This is a genomic window from Mycobacterium parmense (assembly GCF_010730575.1).
GTDB classification, from domain to species: domain Bacteria; phylum Actinomycetota; class Actinomycetes; order Mycobacteriales; family Mycobacteriaceae; genus Mycobacterium; species Mycobacterium parmense.
Genome location: NZ_AP022614.1, coordinates 3,109,543 through 3,131,766, shown reverse-complemented (window position 1 = coordinate 3,131,766; position 22,224 = coordinate 3,109,543). Strand labels below are relative to the sequence as shown.

General features: G+C 69.0%; 20 protein-coding genes and 2 pseudogenes. 7 read left to right on the top strand and 15 right to left on the bottom strand.

Annotated features, from left to right (window positions below; all coding sequences use genetic code 11):
- Positions 1-132 precede the first annotated feature (132 nt).
- Entirely contained in the window at positions 133-1,674 is a 1,542-nt protein-coding gene (locus G6N48_RS14385) for an FMN-binding glutamate synthase family protein (RefSeq protein ID WP_085270635.1), read from the top strand.
- Here G6N48_RS14385 and G6N48_RS14380 read toward each other — a convergent pair.
- Positions 1,660-2,307 carry a DUF5994 family protein gene (locus G6N48_RS14380; protein ID WP_085270682.1) on the bottom strand — a complete coding sequence of 216 codons (648 nt, stop codon included), beginning with the start codon at positions 2,305-2,307 and terminating at the stop codon, positions 1,660-1,662. The genes G6N48_RS14385 and G6N48_RS14380 overlap by 15 nt on opposite strands.
- 216 nt (positions 2,308-2,523) lie before the next feature.
- Here G6N48_RS14380 and phoU point away from each other — a divergent pair, with 216 nt between their 5' ends.
- Positions 2,524-3,189, top strand: coding sequence for a phosphate signaling complex protein PhoU (phoU, locus tag G6N48_RS14375; RefSeq protein ID WP_085270636.1), 666 nt, complete (start codon positions 2,524-2,526; stop codon positions 3,187-3,189).
- Here the strand turns inward: phoU and G6N48_RS14370 are convergent.
- Positions 3,183-4,508 carry an ABC transporter ATP-binding protein gene (locus G6N48_RS14370; RefSeq protein WP_085270637.1) on the bottom strand — a complete coding sequence of 442 codons (1,326 nt, stop codon included), beginning with the start codon at positions 4,506-4,508 and terminating at the stop codon, positions 3,183-3,185. The genes phoU and G6N48_RS14370 overlap by 7 nt on opposite strands.
- A 26-nt stretch (positions 4,509-4,534) precedes the next feature.
- Positions 4,535-6,283 (bottom strand): ABC transporter permease, encoded by a 1,749-nt coding sequence (locus tag G6N48_RS14365; RefSeq protein WP_085270638.1) that lies wholly within the window; start codon positions 6,281-6,283, stop codon positions 4,535-4,537.
- 153 nt (positions 6,284-6,436) lie between these two features.
- Between G6N48_RS14365 and G6N48_RS14360 the strand changes: the two are divergent.
- A pseudogene (locus G6N48_RS14360) lies at positions 6,437-6,595 on the top strand (hypothetical protein); the annotation flags it as partial.
- Positions 6,596-6,765: 170 nt separating this feature from the next.
- Here G6N48_RS14360 and G6N48_RS14355 read toward each other — a convergent pair.
- The 3 genes from G6N48_RS14355 to G6N48_RS14345 form a co-directional block, all read right to left on the bottom strand.
- Positions 6,766-6,984: a hypothetical protein gene (locus G6N48_RS14355; RefSeq protein WP_085270640.1), complete on the bottom strand. Its 219-nt coding sequence runs from the start codon at positions 6,982-6,984 to the stop codon at positions 6,766-6,768.
- Positions 6,985-7,076: 92 nt separating this feature from the next.
- Entirely contained in the window at positions 7,077-7,415 is a 339-nt protein-coding gene (locus G6N48_RS14350) for a DUF732 domain-containing protein (protein ID WP_085270683.1), read from the bottom strand.
- Positions 7,416-7,622: 207 nt separating this feature from the next.
- Positions 7,623-7,973 carry a DUF732 domain-containing protein gene (locus G6N48_RS14345; RefSeq protein WP_085270641.1) on the bottom strand — a complete coding sequence of 117 codons (351 nt, stop codon included), beginning with the start codon at positions 7,971-7,973 and terminating at the stop codon, positions 7,623-7,625.
- 204 nt (positions 7,974-8,177) lie between these two features.
- On the opposite strand from G6N48_RS14345, the gene G6N48_RS14340 reads away from it, so the two are divergent.
- A complete protein-coding gene (locus G6N48_RS14340; RefSeq protein WP_085270642.1) occupies positions 8,178-9,095 on the top strand; it encodes an extracellular catalytic domain type 1 short-chain-length polyhydroxyalkanoate depolymerase in 918 nt (305 codons plus the stop codon).
- Between the two features lie 4 nt (positions 9,096-9,099).
- Here the strand turns inward: G6N48_RS14340 and nei2 are convergent, their stop codons facing one another.
- The 4 genes from nei2 to G6N48_RS14320 all read right to left on the bottom strand — a co-directional run bounded on the left by nei2 (position 9,100) and on the right by G6N48_RS14320 (position 16,047).
- Positions 9,100-9,855, bottom strand: a complete 756-nt coding sequence (gene nei2 / locus G6N48_RS14335; protein WP_085270643.1) for an endonuclease VIII Nei2 — start codon at positions 9,853-9,855, stop codon at positions 9,100-9,102.
- A gap of 2 nt (positions 9,856-9,857) precedes the next feature.
- On the bottom strand, positions 9,858-14,432 hold the full coding sequence (locus G6N48_RS14330) for an ATP-dependent helicase (RefSeq protein ID WP_085270644.1): 4,575 nt from the start codon (positions 14,430-14,432) through the stop codon (positions 9,858-9,860).
- Positions 14,433-14,463: 31 nt separating this feature from the next.
- Positions 14,464-15,132: a TetR/AcrR family transcriptional regulator gene (locus G6N48_RS14325; RefSeq protein WP_085270645.1), complete on the bottom strand. Its 669-nt coding sequence runs from the start codon at positions 15,130-15,132 to the stop codon at positions 14,464-14,466.
- Between the two features lie 207 nt (positions 15,133-15,339).
- A complete protein-coding gene (locus G6N48_RS14320; RefSeq protein WP_085270646.1) occupies positions 15,340-16,047 on the bottom strand; it encodes a methyltransferase domain-containing protein in 708 nt (235 codons plus the stop codon).
- A gap of 327 nt (positions 16,048-16,374) precedes the next feature.
- Between G6N48_RS14320 and G6N48_RS14315 the strand changes: the two are divergent.
- Positions 16,375-16,758 (top strand): annotated as a pseudogene (locus G6N48_RS14315) (hypothetical protein).
- Positions 16,759-16,890: 132 nt separating this feature from the next.
- Here G6N48_RS14315 and G6N48_RS14310 read toward each other — a convergent pair.
- Entirely contained in the window at positions 16,891-17,031 is a 141-nt protein-coding gene (locus G6N48_RS14310) for a hypothetical protein (protein ID WP_163670751.1), read from the bottom strand.
- 140 nt (positions 17,032-17,171) lie between these two features.
- On the opposite strand from G6N48_RS14310, the gene G6N48_RS14305 reads away from it, so the two are divergent.
- Both G6N48_RS14305 and G6N48_RS14300 read left to right on the top strand, forming a co-directional pair.
- Positions 17,172-17,609: an ATP-binding protein gene (locus G6N48_RS14305; protein WP_085270647.1), complete on the top strand. Its 438-nt coding sequence runs from the start codon at positions 17,172-17,174 to the stop codon at positions 17,607-17,609.
- A complete protein-coding gene (locus G6N48_RS14300) occupies positions 17,606-18,394 on the top strand; it encodes an RNA polymerase sigma factor SigF (protein ID WP_085270648.1) in 789 nt (262 codons plus the stop codon). Before G6N48_RS14305 ends, G6N48_RS14300 begins: the two co-directional genes overlap by 4 nt.
- Here the strand turns inward: G6N48_RS14300 and G6N48_RS14295 are convergent.
- The 4 genes from G6N48_RS14295 to G6N48_RS14280 form a co-directional block, all read right to left on the bottom strand.
- Entirely contained in the window at positions 18,365-18,793 is a 429-nt protein-coding gene (locus G6N48_RS14295; RefSeq protein ID WP_085270649.1) for an STAS domain-containing protein, read from the bottom strand. The two genes, G6N48_RS14300 and G6N48_RS14295, sit on opposite strands and share 30 nt — an antisense overlap.
- Before the next feature lie 181 nt (positions 18,794-18,974).
- A complete protein-coding gene (locus G6N48_RS14290) occupies positions 18,975-20,768 on the bottom strand; it encodes an acetyl/propionyl/methylcrotonyl-CoA carboxylase subunit alpha (RefSeq protein ID WP_085270650.1) in 1,794 nt (597 codons plus the stop codon).
- Positions 20,769-20,892: 124 nt separating this feature from the next.
- Positions 20,893-21,312: a cysteine desulfuration protein SufE gene (locus G6N48_RS14285; protein ID WP_085270651.1), complete on the bottom strand. Its 420-nt coding sequence runs from the start codon at positions 21,310-21,312 to the stop codon at positions 20,893-20,895.
- Positions 21,312-22,202, bottom strand: a complete 891-nt coding sequence (locus G6N48_RS14280) for a sulfurtransferase (RefSeq protein WP_085270652.1) — start codon at positions 22,200-22,202, stop codon at positions 21,312-21,314. The genes G6N48_RS14285 and G6N48_RS14280 overlap by 1 nt, the downstream gene beginning before the upstream one ends.
- Positions 22,203-22,224: the final 22 nt, after the last annotated feature.

The window sequence follows — 22,224 nt, the reverse complement described above, 5'->3', positions numbered from 1 at the left end:
GATGTCGCGACGGCGGCGCGGACTAGGGCCGGATGTCGCATGTGCCGGAGGGAATTGAGGACTCACGTCACTAGGAAGGGGCGGCGTGGGCGGCGAGCATGATCACATGAGCGAACTCCGCGCCGTGCCGGCGTGAAGCGACGATTCGCGGCCGCCCTGCTGGGTGGCGGCCTGGCCGGGGTGACGGGATGGGATCTGTTGCAGCGCCGGCACACCATCCTGCGCAACTATCCCGTGGTCGGCCACCTGCGGTTCCTGCTCGAGGCGGTGGGCCCGGAGCTGCGCCAGTACATCGTCACCGACAACGACGCGGAACGGCCCTTCAGCCGCGACCAGCGCCGGTGGGTGTACGCGTCGTCGAAGATGGGCAATCGATACTTCGGGTTCGGCACCGACAACGACCTGGAACGGGTCCATAACTACCCGATCATCAAGCACGCGGCGTTCCCGCTGCCGGCCGGCGGCGGCGAGCCCGGGCATCCCGACCCCGCCGTGCCGCTGCCGTCGGCGAAGGTGCTCGGCGGCGCGCGGGGGCGGGCCAGAGCCTTCCGGCCGGCGTCGCTGGTCAACGTCTCGGGGATGAGCTTCGGTGCGCTGTCCGCCGCGGCGATCACCGCGCTCAACAAGGGGGCGGCCCTGGCCGGAGCCCTGCACACCACCGGCGAGGGCGGGGTGTCGCCGTACCACCTCAACGGGGGAGAACTGGTGTGGCAGATCGGCACCGGCTACTTCGGGTGCCGCAACGACGACGGCACCTTCAGCCTGCCCCGGCTGATCGACCGGGTTGCGGCCACGCAATCGATCCGGGCCATCGAGATCAAGCTCAGCCAGGGCGCCAAACCAGGACTGGGCGGCATGCTGCCGGGCGCCAAGGTCACCCCCGAGATCGCCGCCATCCGCGGCATCCCGGTAGGCGTGGACTGCAAGAGCCCCGCCGGCCACACGGCGTTCCGCGACGTCGACGGGCTGCTGGAGCTGGTGGAGACCATCGCCGCCGAGACCGGCCTGCCGGTGGGCATTAAGTCGGCGGTCGGCGAGGAGCGGTTCTGGATCGACCTGGCGGCGCGCATGGCCCGCACCGGCACCGGTGTCGACTTCGTCACCATCGACGGCGGCGAGGGCGGCACCGGCGCGGCCCCGCTCGTTTTCACCGACCATGTCGCCCTGCCCTTCAAGTGGGCGTTCTCCCGCGTCTACCGGGTTTTCGCCGAACACGGGCTGCATCACGAGGTGGTGTTCGTCGGTTCGGGCAAGCTCGGCATCCCGGAGAACGCCCTGCTGGCTCTGGCCGCGGGCTGCGACATGATCAACGCCGGCCGTACGGCGATGTTTTCGATCGGCTGCATCCAGGCCCAGCGCTGCCACACGGGTCGGTGCCCATCCGGCGTCGCGACCCAGTCGGCGTGGTTGCAGCACGGCCTGGACCCGGCGGTGAAATCGGTGCGCTGCGCCAACTATCTGGCCACCCTGCGCTTCGAGCTGTTGTCCCTGGCGCGCGCCTGTGGCTATGCGCATCCCGCGCTCGTGCCGCCGGACGCCATCGAGCTCCTGGACGTCGACCTCAAGGCGGTGACGGTGGACCGGTTGTTCGACTACCGGCCCGGCTGGGGTTTGCCCGGACCGGCCGACGCCAAAGCGTTGAGCGCCCTGATGGGCGGCCTACCCGGTCTGTGATTGTTCTGCGGTCCGTGATTCTTCGGCCGGCGGACCGCGATGCTGACGCGGGCGGGTTTCCAGCATGCGGTTGCGCACGATGTGTTCGACCAGGATCGGCACGAAGGTCTGCAGGGGCGCATCGGCGAACTGTCGATGGGCCTCCTGCGCCCATTGTCTGATCTGAGCGGTCCGCTCCTCGTCGCCGAGGCCCTCGTGGCGGGCCAGCTTGTCCGCCACGTCGGCCACGGTTCGCGCGATCGTCGTCCGACCGGCGGGTGCGGGCTCGGTGTCGGCGGGCACCGCCGCCCGTTTCAGCGCATCGCGCGCGGCGTCCTCGCTGGTGTCCGGGCGGACGACCTCCAGCGTGAGGTGGTGGCCGTGCTCGCCGATCAGGATGACGGTGGCCGATTCGTCGCTGGTGAACCCGAGCAGTTCCACCGTGTGGCCGCCGATCTCGGCAAGGGGCGGCGTTTCCTGCCAGCCGTTGCGGCGGTAGCCCACGATCACCACCCGCCCGAGCCGCTCGGCGACCGACGCGAGTAGGCCGGGCAGCTCGCCGATCAGGTCGTAGGACCGCGGCCACCACGCCCCGTCGATGTGCTCCGATACAGACCGATAAGGCTTGAGCTGCACCCGGCTCTCGTTGTTCACGGCTCGATTCTGGTCGGTGTGACCGCTGACCGACAGGGTCGAGGGCACCGCGCGGGTGTGACCTTGTGCCCTTCTCCGCGTGACCGTCTGCGGCGCGCCGGCGGGTCGGGCGGGCGTGCCGACAAACCGGCCACCGGGTGGCTTTCGTCCCTAGCGGAAGTCGGCGGGGAGTCCCTAGCGTGCCAGTCAGGTGTCCTTCAGAGAGGCGTCACCACCATGCGAACCGTCTACCACCAGCAGCTGGACGAGCTGACCGGCCAACTCGGGCAGATGTGCGGCCTGGCCGGCGTGGCGATGAAGCGCGCGACCCAGGCCCTGCTGGACGCCGACGCCGACGCCGCCAACCGCGTGATCCGCGACCACGCCCGGATCGTGGCGTTGCGTCAGCAGGCCGAGGGCAAAGCGTTCGCGCTGTTGGCCTTGCAACAGCCGGTGGCCGGCGAGCTGCGCGCCGTCTTCAGCGCCATCCAGATCCTCGCCGACACCGAAAGGATGGGCGCGCTGGCGGTGCACGTCGCCGAGATCGCGCGGCGAGAGTACCCGCAACAGCTCCTTCCGGCGGAAGTCCGCGAGTGCTTCGCCGGCATGGCCAAGGTGGCGATCATGTTGGGCGACAGCGCCAAACGGGTGCTGATCTCCCGCGATCCGCAGGAGGCCGCCCGGCTGCACGAACAGGACGACGCCATGGACGAGCTGTACCGGCGGTTGTTCACCGAGCTGATCGACGGCGAATGGAAGCACAGCATCCCCGCGGCCGTGGAGACCGCCCTGCTGGGCCGCTTCTACGAGCGCTTCGCCGACCACGCCGTGGAGGTCGGCCGCCGGGTGACCTTCATGGTCACCGGCGAGCTGCCCTCCGAGGACGAGATATCCGCCTACTGAGCGACGCTGGACTCGGCCGGCGTCACGAGGATGGCGTTGGAGTCGGCGGTGATTTGGTCGGTGTGTGTGTTGTAGTCGAAGAGCTCCGCGTAGCGGCCCCAGCCGATGGCGATGTCGAGTTGTCGCCGGGCGTCCTCGGGATTGAATCCCTGTTGGAGGATGTCGAGGAAGAATCCGGCGCGCAGGCTGCCGTCGGGGCAGTCATGTAGAGCGTGGCAGATGGTGCGCACCAGGGGCGCGCGGGTGCGCACCTGTTGGGCGAAGATCTGCTTGCTGGTTTGGATATCACCGGTGGTGAAATCCTTGCCGATGGGGGTGAGCTCGAGGTCGGTTCCGCTGACGCGCAGGAAGTCGAGCAACGCGGCGGCGTCCACGAGTGGCAACAGGTCTGCGGCCGCGATACCCAAGTCGGCGGCGACGTTGGGGATGCTGACGTGCCCACCTTTGCCATAGACGATTTCGACCAACCCGGCCAGCCCGCCGACGGTCGCTCTGGGCAGGGGGTGGCTGGTGGGTGTGGCGCCGGGTTCGACGAGTGTGGTGGCGGATCCGGTGCCGGTCAGCAGTCCGTAAAGCTTGTCCACGAGCGCTTCGAAGGATGGCGAACGGCGATCGCGGGGACGTTCGAGGTGGATGGGGAATTCGGCCAAGACGTGGCCGGGATTGCTGCTCAGCACGACGACGCGGTCGGCCAGCACGATCGCTTCTTCGATGTTGTGGGTGACGACGCAGATGGCCTTGGTAGGGAACTCCTGGCCGGTCCAAAGGCTCATCAGCTCGTTGCGCAGGTTTTCGGCGGTCAGGACGTCCAGCGCGGAGAAGGGTTCGTCCATCAGCAACAGATCGGGTTGCAGCACCAGCGCCCGGGCGAATCCGACGCGTTGCCGCATGCCGCCGGAAAGTTCCTTGGGATAGGCGGATTCGAAACCGTCGAGGCCGATCAGGTCGATGGCCTCCGTCGCTTGCCGACTCCGTTCAGCCGGCGGGATCTTGCGTGCTGCCAGTCCGAGTTCCACATTCTTTTGCACGGTTAGCCATGGCATCAGGGCGAAGTTTTGGAACACCATCGCCGTACCGGGGTTGGCAGCGTCGAGTTCGGCGTCGTGGTTGAGCGCGGCGCCGCTGGTGGGGGCGATCAGTCCGGCGATAATGCGCAGCAGCGTCGACTTGCCGCATCCGGAGCGGCCGAGCAGCGCGACGACTTCTCCCTCGCGAATGTCGAGGTTGATGTCGTCGAGGACCACCAACGTGCCGCCATCGGGCTTTGCGAAGGTCTTGCCGACGTGGTCGAGGTGGATGATCACGTCGTCTTCAGTCATGGGAACCTCCGTCAAACTTTTGCGGATCAGGATAAGGAGAAACGCCGCTCGGACAGGCGGTAGAGGCGCTGCCAAAGCACGATGTTCATCGTCACGACATAGAAGCTCATCGCGATCACGCCGATCAGCAGGCGCGGCGCGTCACCCACCGCGGTGGCATGCGTGATGTAGGCGCCCAGCCCGACGGCCGACAATGTGGTGCTGTGGTACTGGACGACTTCAGCGACGATGGACGCGTTCCACGCCCCCCCGGCTGCGGTGATGCCGCCGGTGACGTAGCTACCGAAGATTCCGGGCAGTATCAGGGTGCGCCACCTCAGCATCGTGGGCAGCCTCAGGCTGGCGGCGGCGTCACGAAGCTCGGTGGGAATCGCACTGGCCCCGGCGATCACGTTGAACAGGATGTACCACTGCGTGCCGAGCGCCATGAGCAAAATACCGCCCCAGTTGATGCTGATCCCGGTGGCAAGCAGCGCGGCAGTGAACAACGGGAACAAGAAGTTTGCCGGAAATGACGCCAGCACCTGCACCACCGGCTGGGCCAGCCGAGTCACCTTGGGATTCATGCCAATCCAGACTCCGATCGGCACCCAGATCAACGTTGAGACGACGACCACCACCACGACGCGGGCGAAGGTGGCCAAGCCGAGCAGCGCCGCGTGCCCGACCTCGCTGAAGCCGGCGCTGCCGGCGATGTAAGCGATCACCCGGAACGCGCCGTAGCCGAGCGCGACCGTCACGCTGAGAATGAATACGGCGTCGCCGGCGCGGCGGCGCACGGGTGATGTTTTCAGCGGAGGTCCGGTGGTCCCGAACACCGCGGTCACTCGGTCGATCGGATACACCAGCCGCCCGAGCGGACGGCCGACGATGCCGGGAACACGAGAGCGCCGCAGGATGTTCAGCGTGACACTGCGCGGCGCTTCGATGGCCTGGGATTCCTCGATGCGGAACCGTTCGGACCACGCCGTCAACGGGCGCCAGAACAGCGCGTTGACCCCGATGATCACCACGATCATGGTCACGATGGCCAGCAGCACCCTGGTCAGGTTTCCCTCGTTGCTGGCAGACGCCACGTAGGCGCCGATCCCGGGCAGGGCGAACTTGTGGTTGTTGACGCTCAAGGCTTCCGACGCGGTGAGGAAAAACCAGCCCCCGCCGAAACTCATCATGCCGTTCCAGACGAGCGGAATTACCCCGCTGGGCAGGTCGACCCGCCAGAATCGCTGCCATCGTGAGAGCCGTAACAGACGGGAGGCCTCGTCGAGATCGTGAGGCTGGGTGATCAGCGATTGGTAGAACGCGAATGTCATGTTCCACGCCTGCGAGGTGAAGATCGCGAAGATCGACGCGCATTCCAGGCCCAACATCGAACCGGGAAACAACGCGATGAACCCGGTGATGGTGATGGCGAGGAATCCCAGGACTGGCACGGATTGCAGAAAGTCCAACAGCGGGATGAGCACTTTTTCAGCGCGTCGTGAGCGCGCCGCCGCAGTAGCGTAGAAGAACGTGAAGATCAACGACAAGCCCAGCGCGGCGAACATACGTAGCAGCGATCGGGCGGCGTAGTACGGCAATTGGCCGGGATCGGTGGACACCGACGAGGGCGCGCTCGGCACCGTCCACGGCACAGCCGTCCCGCGGCCGACACGCACCACCAACCACAACAAAACCGCGGCGCCGACGAACACGGCGACATCCGCTGCCCAGTTGCGCGGCGGCCGCGCCGCCATAGCCACACCGCGGCCGGGAAATGTGCCAACCAAGGTCATCCGTCCACCGCCCTGACACTCAGCGAAATCGGCTCGGCGAGCCAGGGGCAATGGTGGCGCACTGAAGACGCTTTCACCAAGCGGACACCGGTGCCGCCATCCACAGAGTGAATGGGCGGTAAACAGACGTCGCAGAAGCCTTTCGGGTTCAGCTCACCGACTCGCGCGGCGCTGCTGACCCGTGCGGGCTTCGGATCGGTCCGCGAGTTCCCCGGCTTGTTGCCGCGCTACTACACCGTCAGGCCGGCCGGCTACGCCTCGCTGTCACGCGCGCTGCGTGACAATCGTGACCCCACAGTTGGTTTCGGCAAGTGACACCCTGACTCCCGACAAGGCGCAGCGGCGGCACCATATGTATGACTACCTCGGTGTAGACAGCTGCAAGCAGGTGTCTACAGAACCGATTTCCCGCGGGCCAGGTCACCGTCCGCGGCAAGCCGTGGCGCAGGGGGCGACGGGCTGAACATGCGGCCCGACGAACGCTACTGGTCGAATACGGGGCTTGACGGCAGCCCGGAAAGGCCCTGCCGTATCCCGCGGTCGATCTTCTGGGTGAGTGCCGGGCTACCCGCCGGTGCGGTCTCCTGGCAGCTGCATCCGAGCGATCCGAACGGACTGGGCGGGTCGGCGGTGGCCGTCCCCGATAGTCCGACGGCGACGCCCACGACGATGGCACCACCGCTGAGGACTTTCATTATCATGAAAAGCCGAATCTCCGTAATTGTTTGTATCGCGCCAATTTTACGCGCCGGATTATCGCGTTCCTGTCAACGCGCTGTTAATTATCGGATCGTTACTGGCCGGCGTACTTGGGGCAGTACGCCCGGATGCTGACGCCGACGAAGTAGCCCGCGTGGTAGCCGTCGAGCTGACTGCTGTTCATCACGTCCTGCGCGGTCTGCTCCGGCGTCGAGCCGAGGTCGAGTTCGTGGCAGACCAGGTGGCCCGAGTTGATGGCGGTCGCCGGCGATTCGAAGGTGATGTTCTTTGCCTTCAGCGCCCCGATGAACGCGTCGTCGACGGCGTCGCCGCGTGCGTTCGGCGCCGCCAGCGTGCCGAGCAGCCCGACCGCGGGGACGACCCCGGTAGCCAAGAACAACCGCGCGTGCTTTCGCATACGGATGCTCGTCATCTGTGCCACTCCCCAGAACATAAGCGCCGTTGGTTGCTGTCATCGAATCCAGCCCGAATGCTCGCACGTTACAGGTTCTCGCGAGCCGGGAATCGCTGAGATCTGGGCCACGGCGGCGCGGACGGTGCCGCCGCCGACGGCCCTATCGAAGGGGGTGGTTGAGGAAAGAATGGGGCGGGATTGCGAACCCCGCCCCCGGCGGCTATCTCAGGAGATGTCGGCGTACTGCGGGCAGTACGCGCGTTCGGCGACGGCGACGAAGTATCCGGCGTTGTCGCCGTCGAGCGTGCTGCTGTTCATCACGTCCGTGGCGATCTGCTCCTGGGTCTTGCCCATGTCCATCTGGTGGCAGACCAGGTGGCCGGCGGCGATGGCGGCCGAGTTGGACTCGTGGACGATGCCGTGAGCCTTGAGCGCCGCGACGAAGGCGTCGTCTGTGGCGTCCGCGTGCGCGGTAGGCGCTGCTAGCAGGGGCGTGAGCAGCGCAATCGCCGAAGCGACGACGGCACCGACAAGGGTGAGCACCCAGCTGGGTGTCCGAGTGCGCGTGATCAACATGTGGAAAACTCCCGTACGACGTGAGGGCCCTGATTCGTCGTCCATAACGTGGCCTTCCAACATGGCCGGAAAGTTACGAAACGGCGTCCTGCAATCATCGTCGGCATTACTAACGCCGCAACTCCGTGGCCGTCGGGCTTGCGCTCGCCGCGCCCAGCCGCCCGGCACTCGTCGAAGCCCACCCGCGGTCGGTAATTTGTCCGCATGCCGTACCCACGATGGCTGTCGCTCGCGGCGGTGGCCACCTGTCTGGTCGGTTGCGGCGTGCGGCACGTGGAGGCCGCCAGCGCCCAGGACCTGCCCGGCGGCCTGCGTTCGGGCGGCATCGACCGGACCTACACGCTGCATGTGCCGCCGGGCGAACCCGTCGGGCTGGTGCTCAGCCTGCACGGGGGCGGCGGAACCGGGATCGGGCAACGTGGCCTGACCGATTTCGACCCCGTCGCCGACGCCCATCACCTGTTGGTGGTCTATCCCGACGGATTCGAGAAGAGCTGGGCCGATGGCCGCGGCGCGGCGCCCGCCGACCGCCACCACGTCGACGACGTCGCCTTCCTCGTCTCGCTGGTCGGCAAACTGCGGGGCGACTACAACATCGACCCCGGTCACGTCTTCGTCACCGGCATGTCCAACGGCGGATTCATGTCGACCAGGCTGGCCTGTGACCGAGCCGACGTGTTCGCCGCCATCGCGCCGGTGGCGGGCACACTCGGCGCGAACGTGGCGTGCAACCCGTCGCGGCCGGTCTCGGTGTGGGCGGCGCACGGCACCGCCGATCCGCTGGTGCCGTTCAACGGGGGCGTGGTGCGCGGTCGCGGAGGGGTGAGCCATGCGGTGTCCGTTAAAAACATGTTGAGCAAATGGCGTGCGGTCGACGGCTGTCAGGGCGACCCGTCGGCGCAGGTGCTGCCCGACGCCGGGGACGGCACCGTCGTTCACCGCTTCGACTCCGGCGAGTGCGCCGCGGCCTCAGAGGTGGTCCTCTATCAGGTCGACAAGGGCGGCCACACCTGGCCGGGCGGCAAGCAATACCTGCCTCGAACCGTCATCGGGCCCACCACCCGCGCGCTCAACGCGTCGGAGGCCATCGCGCAGTTCTTCTTGGCGCACGGCCGCGAGTAGGCGATCAACGCTGACAGGTGGGGCACCAATACGTGACCCGCTCGCCGGTGTCGTCGTAGTTGACCGGGGTCCCGCAGCGACGGCAGCCCTGGCCCGCCCGCCCGTACACCCACAGCTGCCGGCCCGCACGGGTGTCGCCCGTGGTGCAGCGGTTCCAGCGTGAGCGGTTGAGCCACAACATGTCCCGGGCACGCACGACCAGCCGGTGGGGGTCGGGGATCGCGGCGACCGGCGCGGTCGGCAGGACTCCGCTGACGAAGCACAGCTCGTTGCAGTAGACGTTGCCGATCCCGGCCATGACCCGCTGGTCCAGCAGCGCCTCGGCGATCGGCCGATCCGGGACCGCGGTCAGGTTGGCCGCCGCCAGCCGCGGGTCCCAGTCCGGGCCCAACAGGTCGGGCCCCAGGTGCGCCACGGCGTCGCCGTCGCGGTCGCGGTCGAGGATCTCCAGCACGCCCAGGTCGACTCCGACGGCACGCACGGCGCCGGCCTCCAGGACGATGCGCGCCCGGTAGTCCACCCGGACGGGGCGCTCGCTGACGCGCCAGCTGCCGTCCATCTTCAGGTGCGAGTGAATGCTGGCCGGCCCTACACGGATGAACAGGTGCTTGCCCCGGCTGAGCACCTCGTCGACCGCGTGGCCCCGCAGGTCCACGGTGGCGAAGCGCGGCACCCGCACGTCGCAGCGGGTCAGCGTGCGACCCGCCAGGTGTGCTCGCAGGTTGGCCGCGGTGTGCCAGACGGTGTCTCCCTCGGGCATGGCTAGCGCAGCCGCATTCCGCGCGGTGTCCGGGCGAAGCCGGCGTCGGTCAGCGCCTCGACGACGGGGCCGGGCCCGCCGGCGTGCGGCTGCAGGGCCGGCGCCCCGTCGATGCGTTCGACGAGCACCGCCGAGACCCGCCGCGAGGTGACCAGGTCGGCCAGCGCCGCGGCGGCCGCGTGGTGGGCCGCAGGGTCTTCGCTGAAGGTCAGCAGCGATCGCCCGCCCCGCTCGAGGAACCAGGCCAGCTCGCCGTCCACCAGCACGACCAGCGCCCCCGCCTTGCGGCCCGGCCGCGCCCCCGGCCCGGCGTCGTCCGCGTCCCGGGCCGGCCAGGGCAGGGCGGCGCCATAGGGGTTGGCCGGATCGGCGGCGGCCAGCACGACGGCCCGGTACTCGGGCCGTTCGGGGTCGATCCCGTCGGTGTAGCTCCGCAGCCGGTCGACGGTGGACGCGACGGCGAACTGCGCGCCCCCCAGCGACTCGACGAAATAGCCCCGCTGGCACCTGCCGGCGTCCTCGAACGTGCTGAGCACCTTGTACAGGGTGGCGAACCCGCCGGGAACGTCTTCGGCCGCCACGGCGCCCCGGGTGAGCACGCCATGCCGGTTCAACAGCAGTTCGGCCTGGTAGTGGGCGCGCACCGTGGAGTCCGGCTCCGGTGGCGCGAGGACCGACCAACGGCCCGCGACGGTGGGGTCGGTGGTGCGGGTCTGTGGGTGCGCGACGCTGTACCGGCTCAGGCGCGGCGCGCGGCGGGTCCGGTGCGCCGGGGCGGAACGCTTGCGGCCGCCCGCGCCGCCGAGCGTGGCGCGCACCGGCGCGAACGTGTCACCGGTGATCCAGCCGGCCCAGACCAGTTCCCACAGAGCGGCTTTGAGGTCGGCCTCGGCGGCCCCGCTCTGGGCGAGCTGGCGGAAGAAGTACGCGCCGCCCCCGCAGAGCGTGTCGAGGATCGCACGGTGGGCGTCGGTGAGCTCGATGTCGGCGGGCCCGGCCAGCGTGAGCGGCGCCGTGTCGCCGGGGTGCAGCGCGACCCAGCCGTCGCTGCCAGAGATCGAGCCGGAGCCCGACCAGGTGACCTCGCCGGTGGCGAGCAGCTCGTCGAGCATCGCCGGGGCGTAGTCGCGCACCCGCGGGGCCAGCACCAACGGCTCGAGCGCCGACGCCGGCACCCGGGCCCCCGCCAGCTGGTCTACCACCGCGACCAGGCCGTCCAGTCCGCTGAAACGTCCGGAGTCGCCGCCGCCCACCCGGTGCCAGGCCGGCAGGAAGCGCCCGTAGGCGGCGGTGCTCACCGGCTCCACCTGGGCGCGCAGCGCCGCCAGGGAGCGTCGCCGCAGGATGCGCAGGACCTCGGCGTCGCACCACTGCTCGCCCCCGGCGCCCGCCGAACCCTGGTGCGCCGCGACGAAGTCGCCGCGCACCAGCCGGCCGTCACCGGCCAGCCGGCCCAGCACGTCGGCCGTCACCCGCAACCCCAGGCCGAATCGGGCGGCGGCCTCGGCCGTGGTGAACGGGGTGCGGGTGCGGGCATAGCGGCCGAGCAGCTCGCCCAGCGGGTCCGGCACCTCCTCGGTGAAGGTGGCCGGTACGCCCAGCGGCACGGCCACGCCCACGGCGTCGCGCAACCGGCCGATGTCCTCGACGGCCACCCACCAGGCCCGCTCCGCGAACGACACGCGCAGGGCGCGCCGGGCAGCCAGCAGACCTTCCAGCCAGCCGCCGACGTCGGCGCCGCCGGCGCGGGCGCCGACCTCTTCCTCGGTCAGCGGGCCCAACAGCCGCAGCAGGTCGGCGACGGCCTCGGCGTCACGCGCGGTCCGGTCCTCGGTGAGGTGCTGCAATTGCCGGCCCGTAGCGGCGACGATCGCGGGGTCGAGCAGCTCGCGCAGCTCCACCCGGCCGAGCAGCTCGGCGAGCAGGGAGCTGTCCAGGGACAGCGCCGCGGCCCGGCGCTCGGCGAGCGGGGTGTCGCCCTCGTACATGAAGGCGCCGACGTAGCCGAACAGCAGCGACGCGGCGAACGGCGAGGGCCTGGCAGTCTCCGTTTCGAGCACCCGCACCCGGCGCTGGGCGATCCCGGCCATGAGCCCGGTCAGCGCAGGGACGTCGTACACGTCCTGCAGGCATTCCCGGACCGTCTCGAGGACCACGGGGAAGTCGGGGTACTTCCGGGCCACCTCCAGCAGCTGGGCAGCGCGCTGGCGCTGTTGCCACAGCGGCGAGCGGCGTCCCGGGTTGCGCTGGGGCAGCAGCAGGGCCCGCGCCGAGCATTCGCGGAACCGCGACGCGAACAGCGCCGACCCGCCCACCTCGGCGGTGACGACGGGGTCGATCTCGTCGGCGTCGAAGACGAACAGGTCGGCACCGGGCGGGGTCTCCTCGAGCGTGTCGGGCAACCGCACCACGATGCCGTCGTCGGACGCGGTCGGCTTCTCGTCGATGCCGTAGCGTTCCCGCAGCCGCCGGCCGACCGCCAGGGCGAGCGGGCCGTTCACCTGCAGCCCATACGGCGAGTGCAGGATCACCCGCCAGTCGCCCAGCTCGTCGCGGAACCGCTCGATCAGCAGGGTGGTGTCGGTGGGCACCACCCCGGTGGCCGCCTTCTGCTCGTCCAGCAAGCCCCACAGATTGTCGGTCGCGTAGGCGTCGAAACCCAGAGTGGCGCAACGCTTGTCGAAGGCGTCGCGGCTGAGGGCGGCCAACTCGCCGGTGAAGGCGCCCAGGGCGGCGCCGAGCTCGGCGGGGCGGCCGGCGTCGTCGCCGCGCCAGAACGGCAACCTTGCCGGTTGCCCCGGCGCGGGGATCACCAGCACCCGGTCGTGGGTGATCTCGGTGATCCGCCAGCTGGTGGCCCCCAGCGAGATGACGTCGCCGGGGCGCGACTCGTAGACCATCTCCTCGTCGAGCTCGCCGACCCGCGACGGCTTCTCCGACTCGGTGGCGAGATAGACGGTGAACATGCCGCGGTCGGGGATGGCGCCGCCGGAGGTGACGGCCAGCCGCTGCGCGCCGGGCCGCGCGGTCAGCGTGCCCGCGTCGCGGTCGTAGACCAGCCGCGGGCGCAGCTCGGCGAACTCGGTGGACGGATACTTGCCCGACAGCAGGTCCAGGGTGGCCTCGTACACGCTGCGCGGCAGGGTGGCGAACGGCGCGCTGCGGCGCACGGTGTCGAACCATTGGTCGGCGTCCAGCGGCTCCAGCGCGGCCGCGGCCACGGTCTGCTGAGCGAGGATGTCGAGCGGGTTGGCGGGCACCCGCATGGTCTCGATCTGGCCGGCCAGCATCCGCTGCACGCTGACCGCGCATCCGATCAGGTCGGTGCGGTGCTTGGGGAAGAGCACGCCGCGCGAGACCTCGCCGACTTGATGCCCCGCCCGGCCGATGCGTTGCAGGCCACTGGCCACCGAAGGCGGCGCCTCCACCTGGATCACCAGATCGACGGCGCCCATGTCGATGCCCAGCTCCAGGCTCGACGTCGCGACCACCGCCTTGAGCAGCCCGCGTTTGAGGTCCTCCTCGACGAGGGCGCGCTGTTCCTTGCTGACCGATCCGTGGTGCGCGCGGGCCAGCACCGCGTCCGCGCCCAGGGTCTGGCCGCTGCCCATGAGGTGTGCCGGCGCCCCGCCGGGCACCTTCGGATTCGGTTCGACCGACGGCTCTAGACCGCAACGCTCGGCGTGAATCTCGTTGAGCCGCGCGGTCAGTCGCTCCGCGAGCCGCCGCGAATTGGCGAACACGATGGTCGAGGCGTGCGACTCGATGAGGTCGACCAGTCGCTTCTCGACGTCGGGCCAGATGGTGTTGTCCGGCAGGTTGGCCATGTCGGGCACCGGCACCTGCACCGAGAGCTCGACGGTCTTGGTCGACGGGGGCGCCACGATGCGGGTGGGGGACTGCCCCGACAAGAACCGGGCCAGTTCCTCGGGTGGGCGCACCGTCGCGGACAACCCGATGCGCTGCGCGGGCCGGCTCCCGGACATGCCGCGGCGCAGGTCGTCGAGCCGCTCCAGCGACAGGGCCAGGTGTGCGCCGCGCTTGCCGCCGGCGATCGCGTGGATCTCGTCGACGATGACCGTGTGAACCCCCGCCAGGGTCTCGCGCGCGGCCGAGGTGAGCATGAGGAACAGCGACTCGGGGGTGGTGATCAGGACGTCGGGCGGCCGGGCGATGAGCTCGCGGCGGCGTGCGGGCGGCGTGTCGCCGGAGCGGACGCCGACGCTGATGTCCGGCGGCGCCACACCGTGGCGTTCGGCGATCCGGGTGAGTCCGGCCAGCGGGGTGCGCAGGTTGCGCTCGACGTCGACCGCGAGGGCCTTGAGCGGGGAGACGTACAGCACCTGCGTGCCGGGCGCACGGTCCGGCGCACCCGCGAGGGCGGCGAGGTTGTCCAGGGCCCAAAGGAAGGCCGCCAGCGTCTTGCCGGACCCCGTCGGCGCAACCACCAGCGTGTTGTGACCGTCGGCGATGGCGTTCCAGGCGTCGGCCTGCGCCGTCGTGGGCGCGGCGAAGGTGCTGGTGAACCATTCGCGGGTGACCGCGCCGAAGCGCGCCAGGGGATCGGCCTTGCTCACTCCACCATGGTGCCGATCGGCACCGACAAAATCACTGGAGTCGCGCGTGGGTCATCGCGTATTCCAGCTCCTCCGGGATTCCCGGGAGCCGCGCGATGGCGTCCAGCAGGGCGTTCGCACAGGCGTCGGCCATCCGGTCGGCGTCGGTCGACGGGTCCATGATGCGCTGCCGGCAAAGCTCGAAGGTGAACGCCAGCCAGCCGTGCACGATCACGCGCAGGTCCCGCTCGACGTCGCTGTCGAGTTTCGAGTCCGGCACCGCGGAGGCCAGCACCTCCCCGACGCGCGACATGATGTGCTCCATCTGGCGGTTCTTGGCCTCGTCGCTGACGCCCAGCAGGACCGGATCCGAGCGGCCGAGGCCGACGTAGGCCGCCCACGCCGACTCGGGATGGAGCTGCTGGTAGGCCATGTAGGCCAGCACGCCCATCTTGACCTCTTCGAACAGCGTCAAGCCGGAAGGAGGCAACTGGTTGGTGGCCTCGTGCAGCCGGTCGGCCTCGTCCTGCACGACCGCGGCGAAGAAGGCCCGCTTGTCGGGGAAGTAGTGATACATCAGGGCACGGGAAACCCCGGCCCGTTCGGCGATCTCGTCGATTCGAACCTCGTCGTACGGCCGCTTGCCGAAGACTTCCGCCCCCAAAGCGAGCAGCTCGGCGCGTCGATCCTCGGGGGATAACCGCCTCCTAGCTGTTGGCATGTGTCAGATAGTACCCACGGAGCCTAAGTCGCAATTCGGAATTCGTTTATCAGACACATTTCGCCGAGAAGAACGTGGGCGACACCACAAAGCGGCGGCCAAGCGCCGGCGCTCAGGGCGCCGGGACGGATTGCCGCGCCCGGCAACGGGTTCGGCGGGTTCGGCGTGAATGAGCTCACATAGCCGGCGCGAATGGCCACCGGATAATCAATTCCATTCCCTTTTCATCCGGCGCACGCAGAACCGGAATGCGTACCAGGAAATCTCCGCGTCCAGCCCCGCTTTGTCCAGGTATTCCTCCCAGTCCTGGCGGCGAAAACTCCGGGCGATGGACACCAGCCCGTCGGAGAGGACAATGCCGTGCCATCGCATCAAGCGAGCGAGAATGGGAAAGCTGTGATATGCGAGCGAATGGCGATGGAGATCACTGACATGCCAGCCATAAACGGAATTCGTCTCGAGCCAGTGGAGAAATTTGACAATATCATCGTCGCCGAGGTGATGCGCGAACTGCGAGCTCACGATGAAATCCGCTGGCTCGCTCGGAGTATAGGAAAAAACGTCACCCGTCAGGTAGGTGATATCCATTTCCGGCGGGGTGGCGCCGCTGGCCGCCTGAGCGCTCCGCGGATTGAGGTCGATTCCCGTCAATTGGGCCTTGAGCCCGCGCCGGTCCGCCCACCGGGCAATGGCGCGCAACAGATCGCCGTCGCCGTAACCGACGTCGAGCACCGAGAATTTCTCGCCGACGGGCCAGCCTTTCGTCGCCTGCGCCAGCCAGTGCAATGACGGGCGGTGGGTGAGGGTGATGCGATTGACGACGGCGAGTTCGTTCAGGCAGCGCCGGTAATCGGCGATGTCGACGGTTTCGCCGTCGAGGACTTCCGGCATAGTGCTGCGCACCGAGAGATCCATTTACCCCCGCCTCGACCCGTCCCAGACTGTGGACCCGTTCCGATCGATTTTTACCGACCCGGCGCCCGCAGACAACGTGAGCCCGTCCGAGTGGCCTGCGCCCGCGGGGCTGTGGGGCGGCACCGCACCCCGCGCCGGTTGGCGTTGCGCGGTTTCCGGCCGGCGCCCAGGCGACACCCTCGGGGGGATCGTCTCGGGTGTGGTAACCAATCCGATGCGGCGAGCGATGAACGATGAGCAGAAGATGGGGCCAGAAACGAGAGTTTCAGAACCGGGTGAAGCTCCAGAACCGGGTGAGTTCCACAACCAGGGGAGTCGAGGTCGCGGATGCACAAAGCACACGAGAGACCGGGCGGTGACCGCCTGGGGCGGGAAGACCGCGAGGTCCACGCCGCCGTCCGCTTCGCGGCCCTGGCGGGGTGCGCGGCGGTCGGCTTCCTGGTGATGGCCGCGCTGTGGGTGAGTACCTGCCCGGTGACGGGCACCGACACGGCGGCCTGCGGTACCCCGCAGCGCACGATCCTGGCGCTCGGCGGGCCGTTGATCCTCCTGGCCTCCGGCATCTGGGCGTTCCTGCGCACCTACCGCGTCTAGAAGGCCGGCGGCACCTGGTGGGGATGGCACGGGGCCGGCTGGTTGCTGTTCACGCTGATGGCGGTGATGGTGGCGATGGGCGTCACGCCGATCGCCGGACCGCCACTGGGGCCCTAGACGAAACTGCCCACGCGCGTCCGGGCCGCGATTGCGGGGTTACCGGCGACGATGAACGGGTATCACGTCTGCACCATGCCGTGAGTCACGGCCGTCAGTCATGACCAGAGTCGAAAGGACGCGTTAGCGTGGTCACCCCGCCATCGGGGCCAGGATCACGACAACACCGACGTAAATGCTTACAGCCAAAACCATCAGCACCACCAGCGTGATTCCGGCGATGATCGCGACGCGCGTGAGCCGGCGCTCGCGTTTCGGATCGGTCGTTTCCACTGGTCCCACGGTCCCGTTGCCGATCCCGTCCATGTGGGGCGGAATACCCGGCGGCCATCGTGACTAATCGGCTCGAGCCGACGGTCGATGAGGGGCTGCGGAGCAGTAGTAGTGTCAGTCAAACGTCGCCGGGAGACCAGATGAACGAAACGGGATTGCGTGTGAGCAAGCGTCAACGGGGCCGCCGTGCCGTCGAATTGCACGTCGCGGCCCGACTGGAGAACCTCGCCATGCTGCGCACGCTGGTGGGTGCCATCGGCACCTTCGCGGACCTGGATTTCGACGCGGTGGCCGACCTGCGGCTTGCGGTCGACGAGGTGTGCACCCGGCTGATCCGCTCGGCCACCCCGGACGCGACGCTCGTTGTGGTGGTCGACCCGCAGGACGACAAATTGGTGGTCGAGGCGTCCGCGGCCTGTGACACCCACGACGTGGTGTCGCCGGGCAGCTTCAGTTGGCATGTCCTGACATCGTTGGCCGACGACGTGCGCACGTTCCACGACGGTCGAGAACCCGACGAAACCGGAAGCGTCTTCGGTATCACGCTGACGGCGCGACGGGCGGCCTCCAGCAGGTGACATCGCGCGCTGCCGGCGGTTCGGCTTCGCGCCCGAACGAATACGCCGATGTCCCGGAGATGTTCCGTGAGCTGACCGGCGTCACCGCCGGTTCGATGGAATATCAGCGTCAGCGGGACAAGATCGTCGAGCGCTGCCTGCCGCTGGCCGACCACATCGCCCGCCGGTTCGAGGGCCGCGGCGAGCCGCGCGACGACCTGATCCAGGTGGCGCGGGTGGGACTGGTCAACGCGGTCGTCCGCTTCGACGTCGAGACCGGGTCCGACTTCGTCTCGTTCGCGGTCCCCACGATCATGGGCGAGGTCCGCCGCCACTTCCGCGACAACAGTTGGTCTGTGAAGGTTCCGCGGCGCCTCAAGGAATTGCACCTGCGGCTGGGCACCGCCACCGCGGATCTGTCCCAACGGCTCGGAAGGGCGCCCACCGCAACCGAACTCGCCGCCGAACTCGACATGGACCGCGACGAGGTGGTCGAGGGCCTGGTGGCGGGCAGCTCTTACAACACCCTGTCCATCGACAGCGGCGGCGGCAGCGAGGAAGAGGAGGCGCGCGCCATCGCCGACACCCTCGGCGACGTGGACACCGGTCTCGACCGGATCGAGGACCGCGAGTCGCTGCGCCCGCTGCTCGAGGCGCTGCCGGAGCGGGAGCGAGCGGTGTTGGTGCTCAGGTTCTTCGAGTCGATGACGCAGACACAGATCGCCGAGCGGGTCGGCATTTCGCAGATGCACGTCTCCCGGTTGCTGGCCAAGTCGCTAGCGCGGCTCCGCGACCAGTTGGAGTAGCGCTTCGGGTTCGCCGTCGCTGCCGTCGAAGGTCCTGGACCCCAGCAACGGCTCGTCGCGCGGTGTCGTCACCGGCAGGGTGCCGTCGGGATCGCAGATGCGCAGCAACCTGGCCACCGCCGCGCTGGGCGCCATGGCCCAGTGCGCCTGCGCGCCCGAACACACCACGTTGATCCGGTGCAATGCCGAAAAACCAGCAGTGCCAATGAATTTCAAGCCGCGAAGGTCCAGCACCACCCGCCGGCAACGGGTGATGCCGTGTTGGACGTAGGCGGCCAGCTGATCGGCGTTGGAGGCGTCGAGCTCGCCGTCGACGGTGATGACGGTGGCACCGGACGCGTCCCATCGAGCGGTGAACTGCGCCGTGTGGCTGTATTGCCGCGGTTGGGCCACAGACATTGCCGACTCCCTGCGTAAGAGGAGGATGTGCTGGGGAGGACGCCGAAGTGGTGGCGCTGGGGGGCCCGGGAATTCAGCCCCCGGCCGCGTCTCCCGACGTGATCCGGACGGCTGTGAACTCAACCTGATTGAACAGTACCCGCGTGTGGCCCAGCCGACAACGTTCAGCCTGGCCCGCGGATCACTTGATCTCGGCGAGCACAGTCCCCTGGGTGATGGCGGCGCCGGCTTCGACCGCGAGGCCGGTGATGGTGCCGTCCTTGTGCGCGGTGACCGGATTCTCCATCTTCATCGCCTCGAGGACCACCACGAGGTCGCCGGTGGCTACCTGCTGTCCCTCCTCGACAGCGACCTTGACGACGGTGCCCTGCATGGGCGCGGTCACGGCGTCGCCGGAGGCCGACGCGCCCGCGTGGGCGCCCCGCTTGCGCGGCTTGGGCTTCTTGCGGATCACGCCGGCCGGGTCGGCGGCGCCCCCGGACATCGCGAGGTCACCGGGCAGCGACACCTCGACCCGACGGCCGTCGACCTCGACGACCACCTTCTGCCGAGGCCGGGTGTCCTCCTCGTCGATGGACTCCCCGCCGGTGAACGGCTCGACGGTGTTGTTCCACTCGGTCTCGATCCAGCGGGTGTGCACCGAGAAGCCGTCGTCGTCACCGATGAACGCCGGGTCCCGGACCACGGCGCGGTGGAACGGGATGACCGTGGCGAGCCCCTCGACGTGGAACTCGTCCAGGGCGCGGCGGGAGCGGGCCAACGCCTCCTCGCGGGTGGCGCCGTAGACGATCAGCTTGGACAGCATCGAGTCGAACTGGCCGCCGATCACCGAGCCGGCCTCGACCCCGGAATCCAGCCGCACGCCGGGACCGGTGGGGATGTCGTAGCGGGTGACCGGACCCGGGGCGGGCAGGAAGCCGCGGCCGGCGTCCTCGCCGTTGATCCGGAACTCGATGGCGTGGCCGCGGGGCGTCGGATCCTCGGTGAGGTCGAGCTTCTCGCCGTTGGCGATCTTGAACTGCTGCAGCACCAGGTCGATGCCCGCCGTCTCCTCGGTGACCGGGTGCTCGACCTGCAGTCGGGTGTTGACCTCGAGGAACGAGATCAGCCCGTCCTGGCCGACCAGGTACTCGACGGTCCCGGCGCCGTAATAGTGGGCCTCTTTGCAGATGCGCTTGGCCGACTCGTGGATCTCCTTGCGCTGCGCGTCGGACAGGAACGGCGCGGGCGCCTCCTCGACCAGCTTCTGGAAGCGGCGCTGCAGCGAACAGTCCCGGGTGCCGGCGACGATGACGTTGCCGTGCTGGTCGGCGATCACCTGCGCCTCGACGTGGCGGGGCTTGTCCAGGTAGCGCTCGACGAAGCATTCGCCGCGGCCGAACGCCGCGACGGCCTCCCGGGTGGCCGACTCGAACAGCTCCGGGATCTCCTCGAGGGTGCGGGCCACCTTCATCCCGCGCCCGCCGCCGCCGAAGGCGGCCTTGATGGCGATCGGCACGCCGTATTCCTTGGCGAAGGCCACCACCTCGTCGGCGTCCTTGACCGGGTCGGGGGTGCCGGGCACCAGTGGGGCCTGGGCGCGCGCGGCGATGTGGCGGGCGGTGACCTTGTCGCCGAGGTCGCGGATGGACTGCGGGCTGGGGCCGATCCAGATCAGGCCGGCGTCGAGCACCGCTTGCGCGAAATCGGCGTTCTCGGAAAGGAAGCCGTAGCCGGGGTGGACCGCATTGGCGCCCGACTTGGCCGCCGCGTCGAGCAGCTTGCCGATGTCGAGGTAGGACTCCGCGGAAGTCTGGCCGCCCAGGGCGAAGGCCTCGTCGGCGAGGCGCACGTGCGGCGCGTCGGCGTCCGGCTCGGCATACACCGCCACGCTGGGCAGGCCCGCATCGCGGGCTGCGCGGATCACCCGGACAGCGATTTCGCCGCGGTTGGCGACGAGCACTTTGGAGATCCTCGAGCTGGCGTGACTAGCCACTGCGCCTCCTTTGGCGTATCTGCAGACTTGGTTGCGGCTTCTCTAAGAGAGTTTCTTACGACTGCGAGGAAGTCTAAGCGCCGCGCCGTCGGGACTTCGAGGCGGTGCCGGATTTGGCGCGTTTTCAGGAGGTCTCGCGCAATGTGCGCTTGATTCGGGACAGCATCGCCGACATTCCGCGCAGCCGCAGCGGGCTGATCAGCGCGGCCAGACCCAGGTCGGTGTAGAAATCCTCGGGCACTTCCAGGATGTCGGCGGCGGGCTGCCCGTCGAGGCCGGCGGCCAGGATCGAGGCGAAGCCGCGGGTGGTCGGCGCCTCGGCCGGCGCGCTGAAGTGCAGCCGCACCCGGTTGGGGTCGCTGGCGTCGACGTGCATGAACAGCGGCGTCTGGCACTCGGGCACCGGCTCCATGGCCGCCTCTTCGAGGTCGGGCGGCAGCGCCGGGAGCTCGTTGGCGAACTCCAGAAGCAACGTCAGCTTGTCCTGGCCCTCGACTTCGGCGAAGTCGGACACCACCTCGGCAAGGGGCGCGGGGAGAGGCATCAGGCCGGTACGGTTCCCGGGCTTTCGCCGCCGACGATCGGCACCCGCACGGTGTTGCCCCACTCCGTCCAGGATCCGTCGTAGTTGCGGACCCCGGGCTTGCCGAGCAGGTGCGTGAGCACGAACCAGGTGTGGCTGGACCGCTCGCCGATGCGGCAGTACACGACGGTCTTGTCGTCCGGTCCGATGAAGTCGTAGAGCTCTTCGAGCTCAGGGCGGCTGCGGAAACGCCCACTCTCGTCGACCGCCCTGGCCCACGGGATGGACCGGGCGGTGGGGATGTGGCCGCCGCGCAGCACGCCCTCCTCGGGGTACTCCGGCATGTGGGTGCGCTTGCCGGTGTACTCGTCGGGCGAGCGTACGTCGATCAGCGGCTGGCTGCCCAGGATGGCCAGCACGTCGTCCTTGTAGGCGCGGATCGGCCCGTCGTTGCGCGCGACCACCGGGTAACCGGACGACGTCTTCGTCGGCACGTCCAGGGTGGTCTCGCGGCCCTCGGCCAGCCACAGGTCACGCCCGCCGTTGAGCAGCCGCACGTCGGGGTGGCCGAAAAGCGTGAAGACCCACAGCGCGTAGGCCGCCCACCAGTTGCTCTTGTCGCCGTAGATCACGACGGTGTCGTCGCGGGCGATGCCCTTGCGGTTCATCAGCTCGGCGAACCGCTCGCCGTCGATGTAGTCGCGCACGCGCGGGTCGTTGAGATCGGTGTGCCAGTCGATCTTGACCGCGCCGGGGATGTGGCCGACGTCGTAGAGCAGGACGTCCTCGTCGGACTCGACGATCACCAGGCCGGGGGCGCCGAGGTGGGCGGACAGCCAGTCGGTGGTGACCAGTCGTTCGGGGTGGGCGTAGGCCGAGAGTGCGGGGTCCGGATCGGCGGGTAGCGGCACCAAACGAGCCTACCGCGCGGCT

Coding starts and splice junctions, on each gene's coding strand:
- phoU (WP_085270636.1), top strand. CDS start 2,524: ATGCGAACCGTCTACCACCAGCAGCTGGACGAGCTGACCGGCCAACTC.
- G6N48_RS14370 (WP_085270637.1), bottom strand. CDS start 4,508: ATGACTGAAGACGACGTGATCATCCACCTCGACCACGTCGGCAAGACC.
- G6N48_RS14365 (WP_085270638.1), bottom strand. CDS start 6,283: ATGACCTTGGTTGGCACATTTCCCGGCCGCGGTGTGGCTATGGCGGCG.
- G6N48_RS14355 (WP_085270640.1), bottom strand. CDS start 6,984: ATGATAATGAAAGTCCTCAGCGGTGGTGCCATCGTCGTGGGCGTCGCC.
- G6N48_RS14350 (WP_085270683.1), bottom strand. CDS start 7,415: ATGACGAGCATCCGTATGCGAAAGCACGCGCGGTTGTTCTTGGCTACC.
- G6N48_RS14345 (WP_085270641.1), bottom strand. CDS start 7,973: ATGTTGATCACGCGCACTCGGACACCCAGCTGGGTGCTCACCCTTGTC.
- G6N48_RS14340 (WP_085270642.1), top strand. CDS start 8,178: ATGCCGTACCCACGATGGCTGTCGCTCGCGGCGGTGGCCACCTGTCTG.
- nei2 (WP_085270643.1), bottom strand. CDS start 9,855: ATGCCCGAGGGAGACACCGTCTGGCACACCGCGGCCAACCTGCGAGCA.
- G6N48_RS14325 (WP_085270645.1), bottom strand. CDS start 15,132: ATGCCAACAGCTAGGAGGCGGTTATCCCCCGAGGATCGACGCGCCGAG.
- G6N48_RS14320 (WP_085270646.1), bottom strand. CDS start 16,047: ATGGATCTCTCGGTGCGCAGCACTATGCCGGAAGTCCTCGACGGCGAA.
- G6N48_RS14305 (WP_085270647.1), top strand. CDS start 17,172: ATGAACGAAACGGGATTGCGTGTGAGCAAGCGTCAACGGGGCCGCCGT.
- G6N48_RS14295 (WP_085270649.1), bottom strand. CDS start 18,793: ATGTCTGTGGCCCAACCGCGGCAATACAGCCACACGGCGCAGTTCACC.
- G6N48_RS14285 (WP_085270651.1), bottom strand. CDS start 21,312: ATGCCTCTCCCCGCGCCCCTTGCCGAGGTGGTGTCCGACTTCGCCGAA.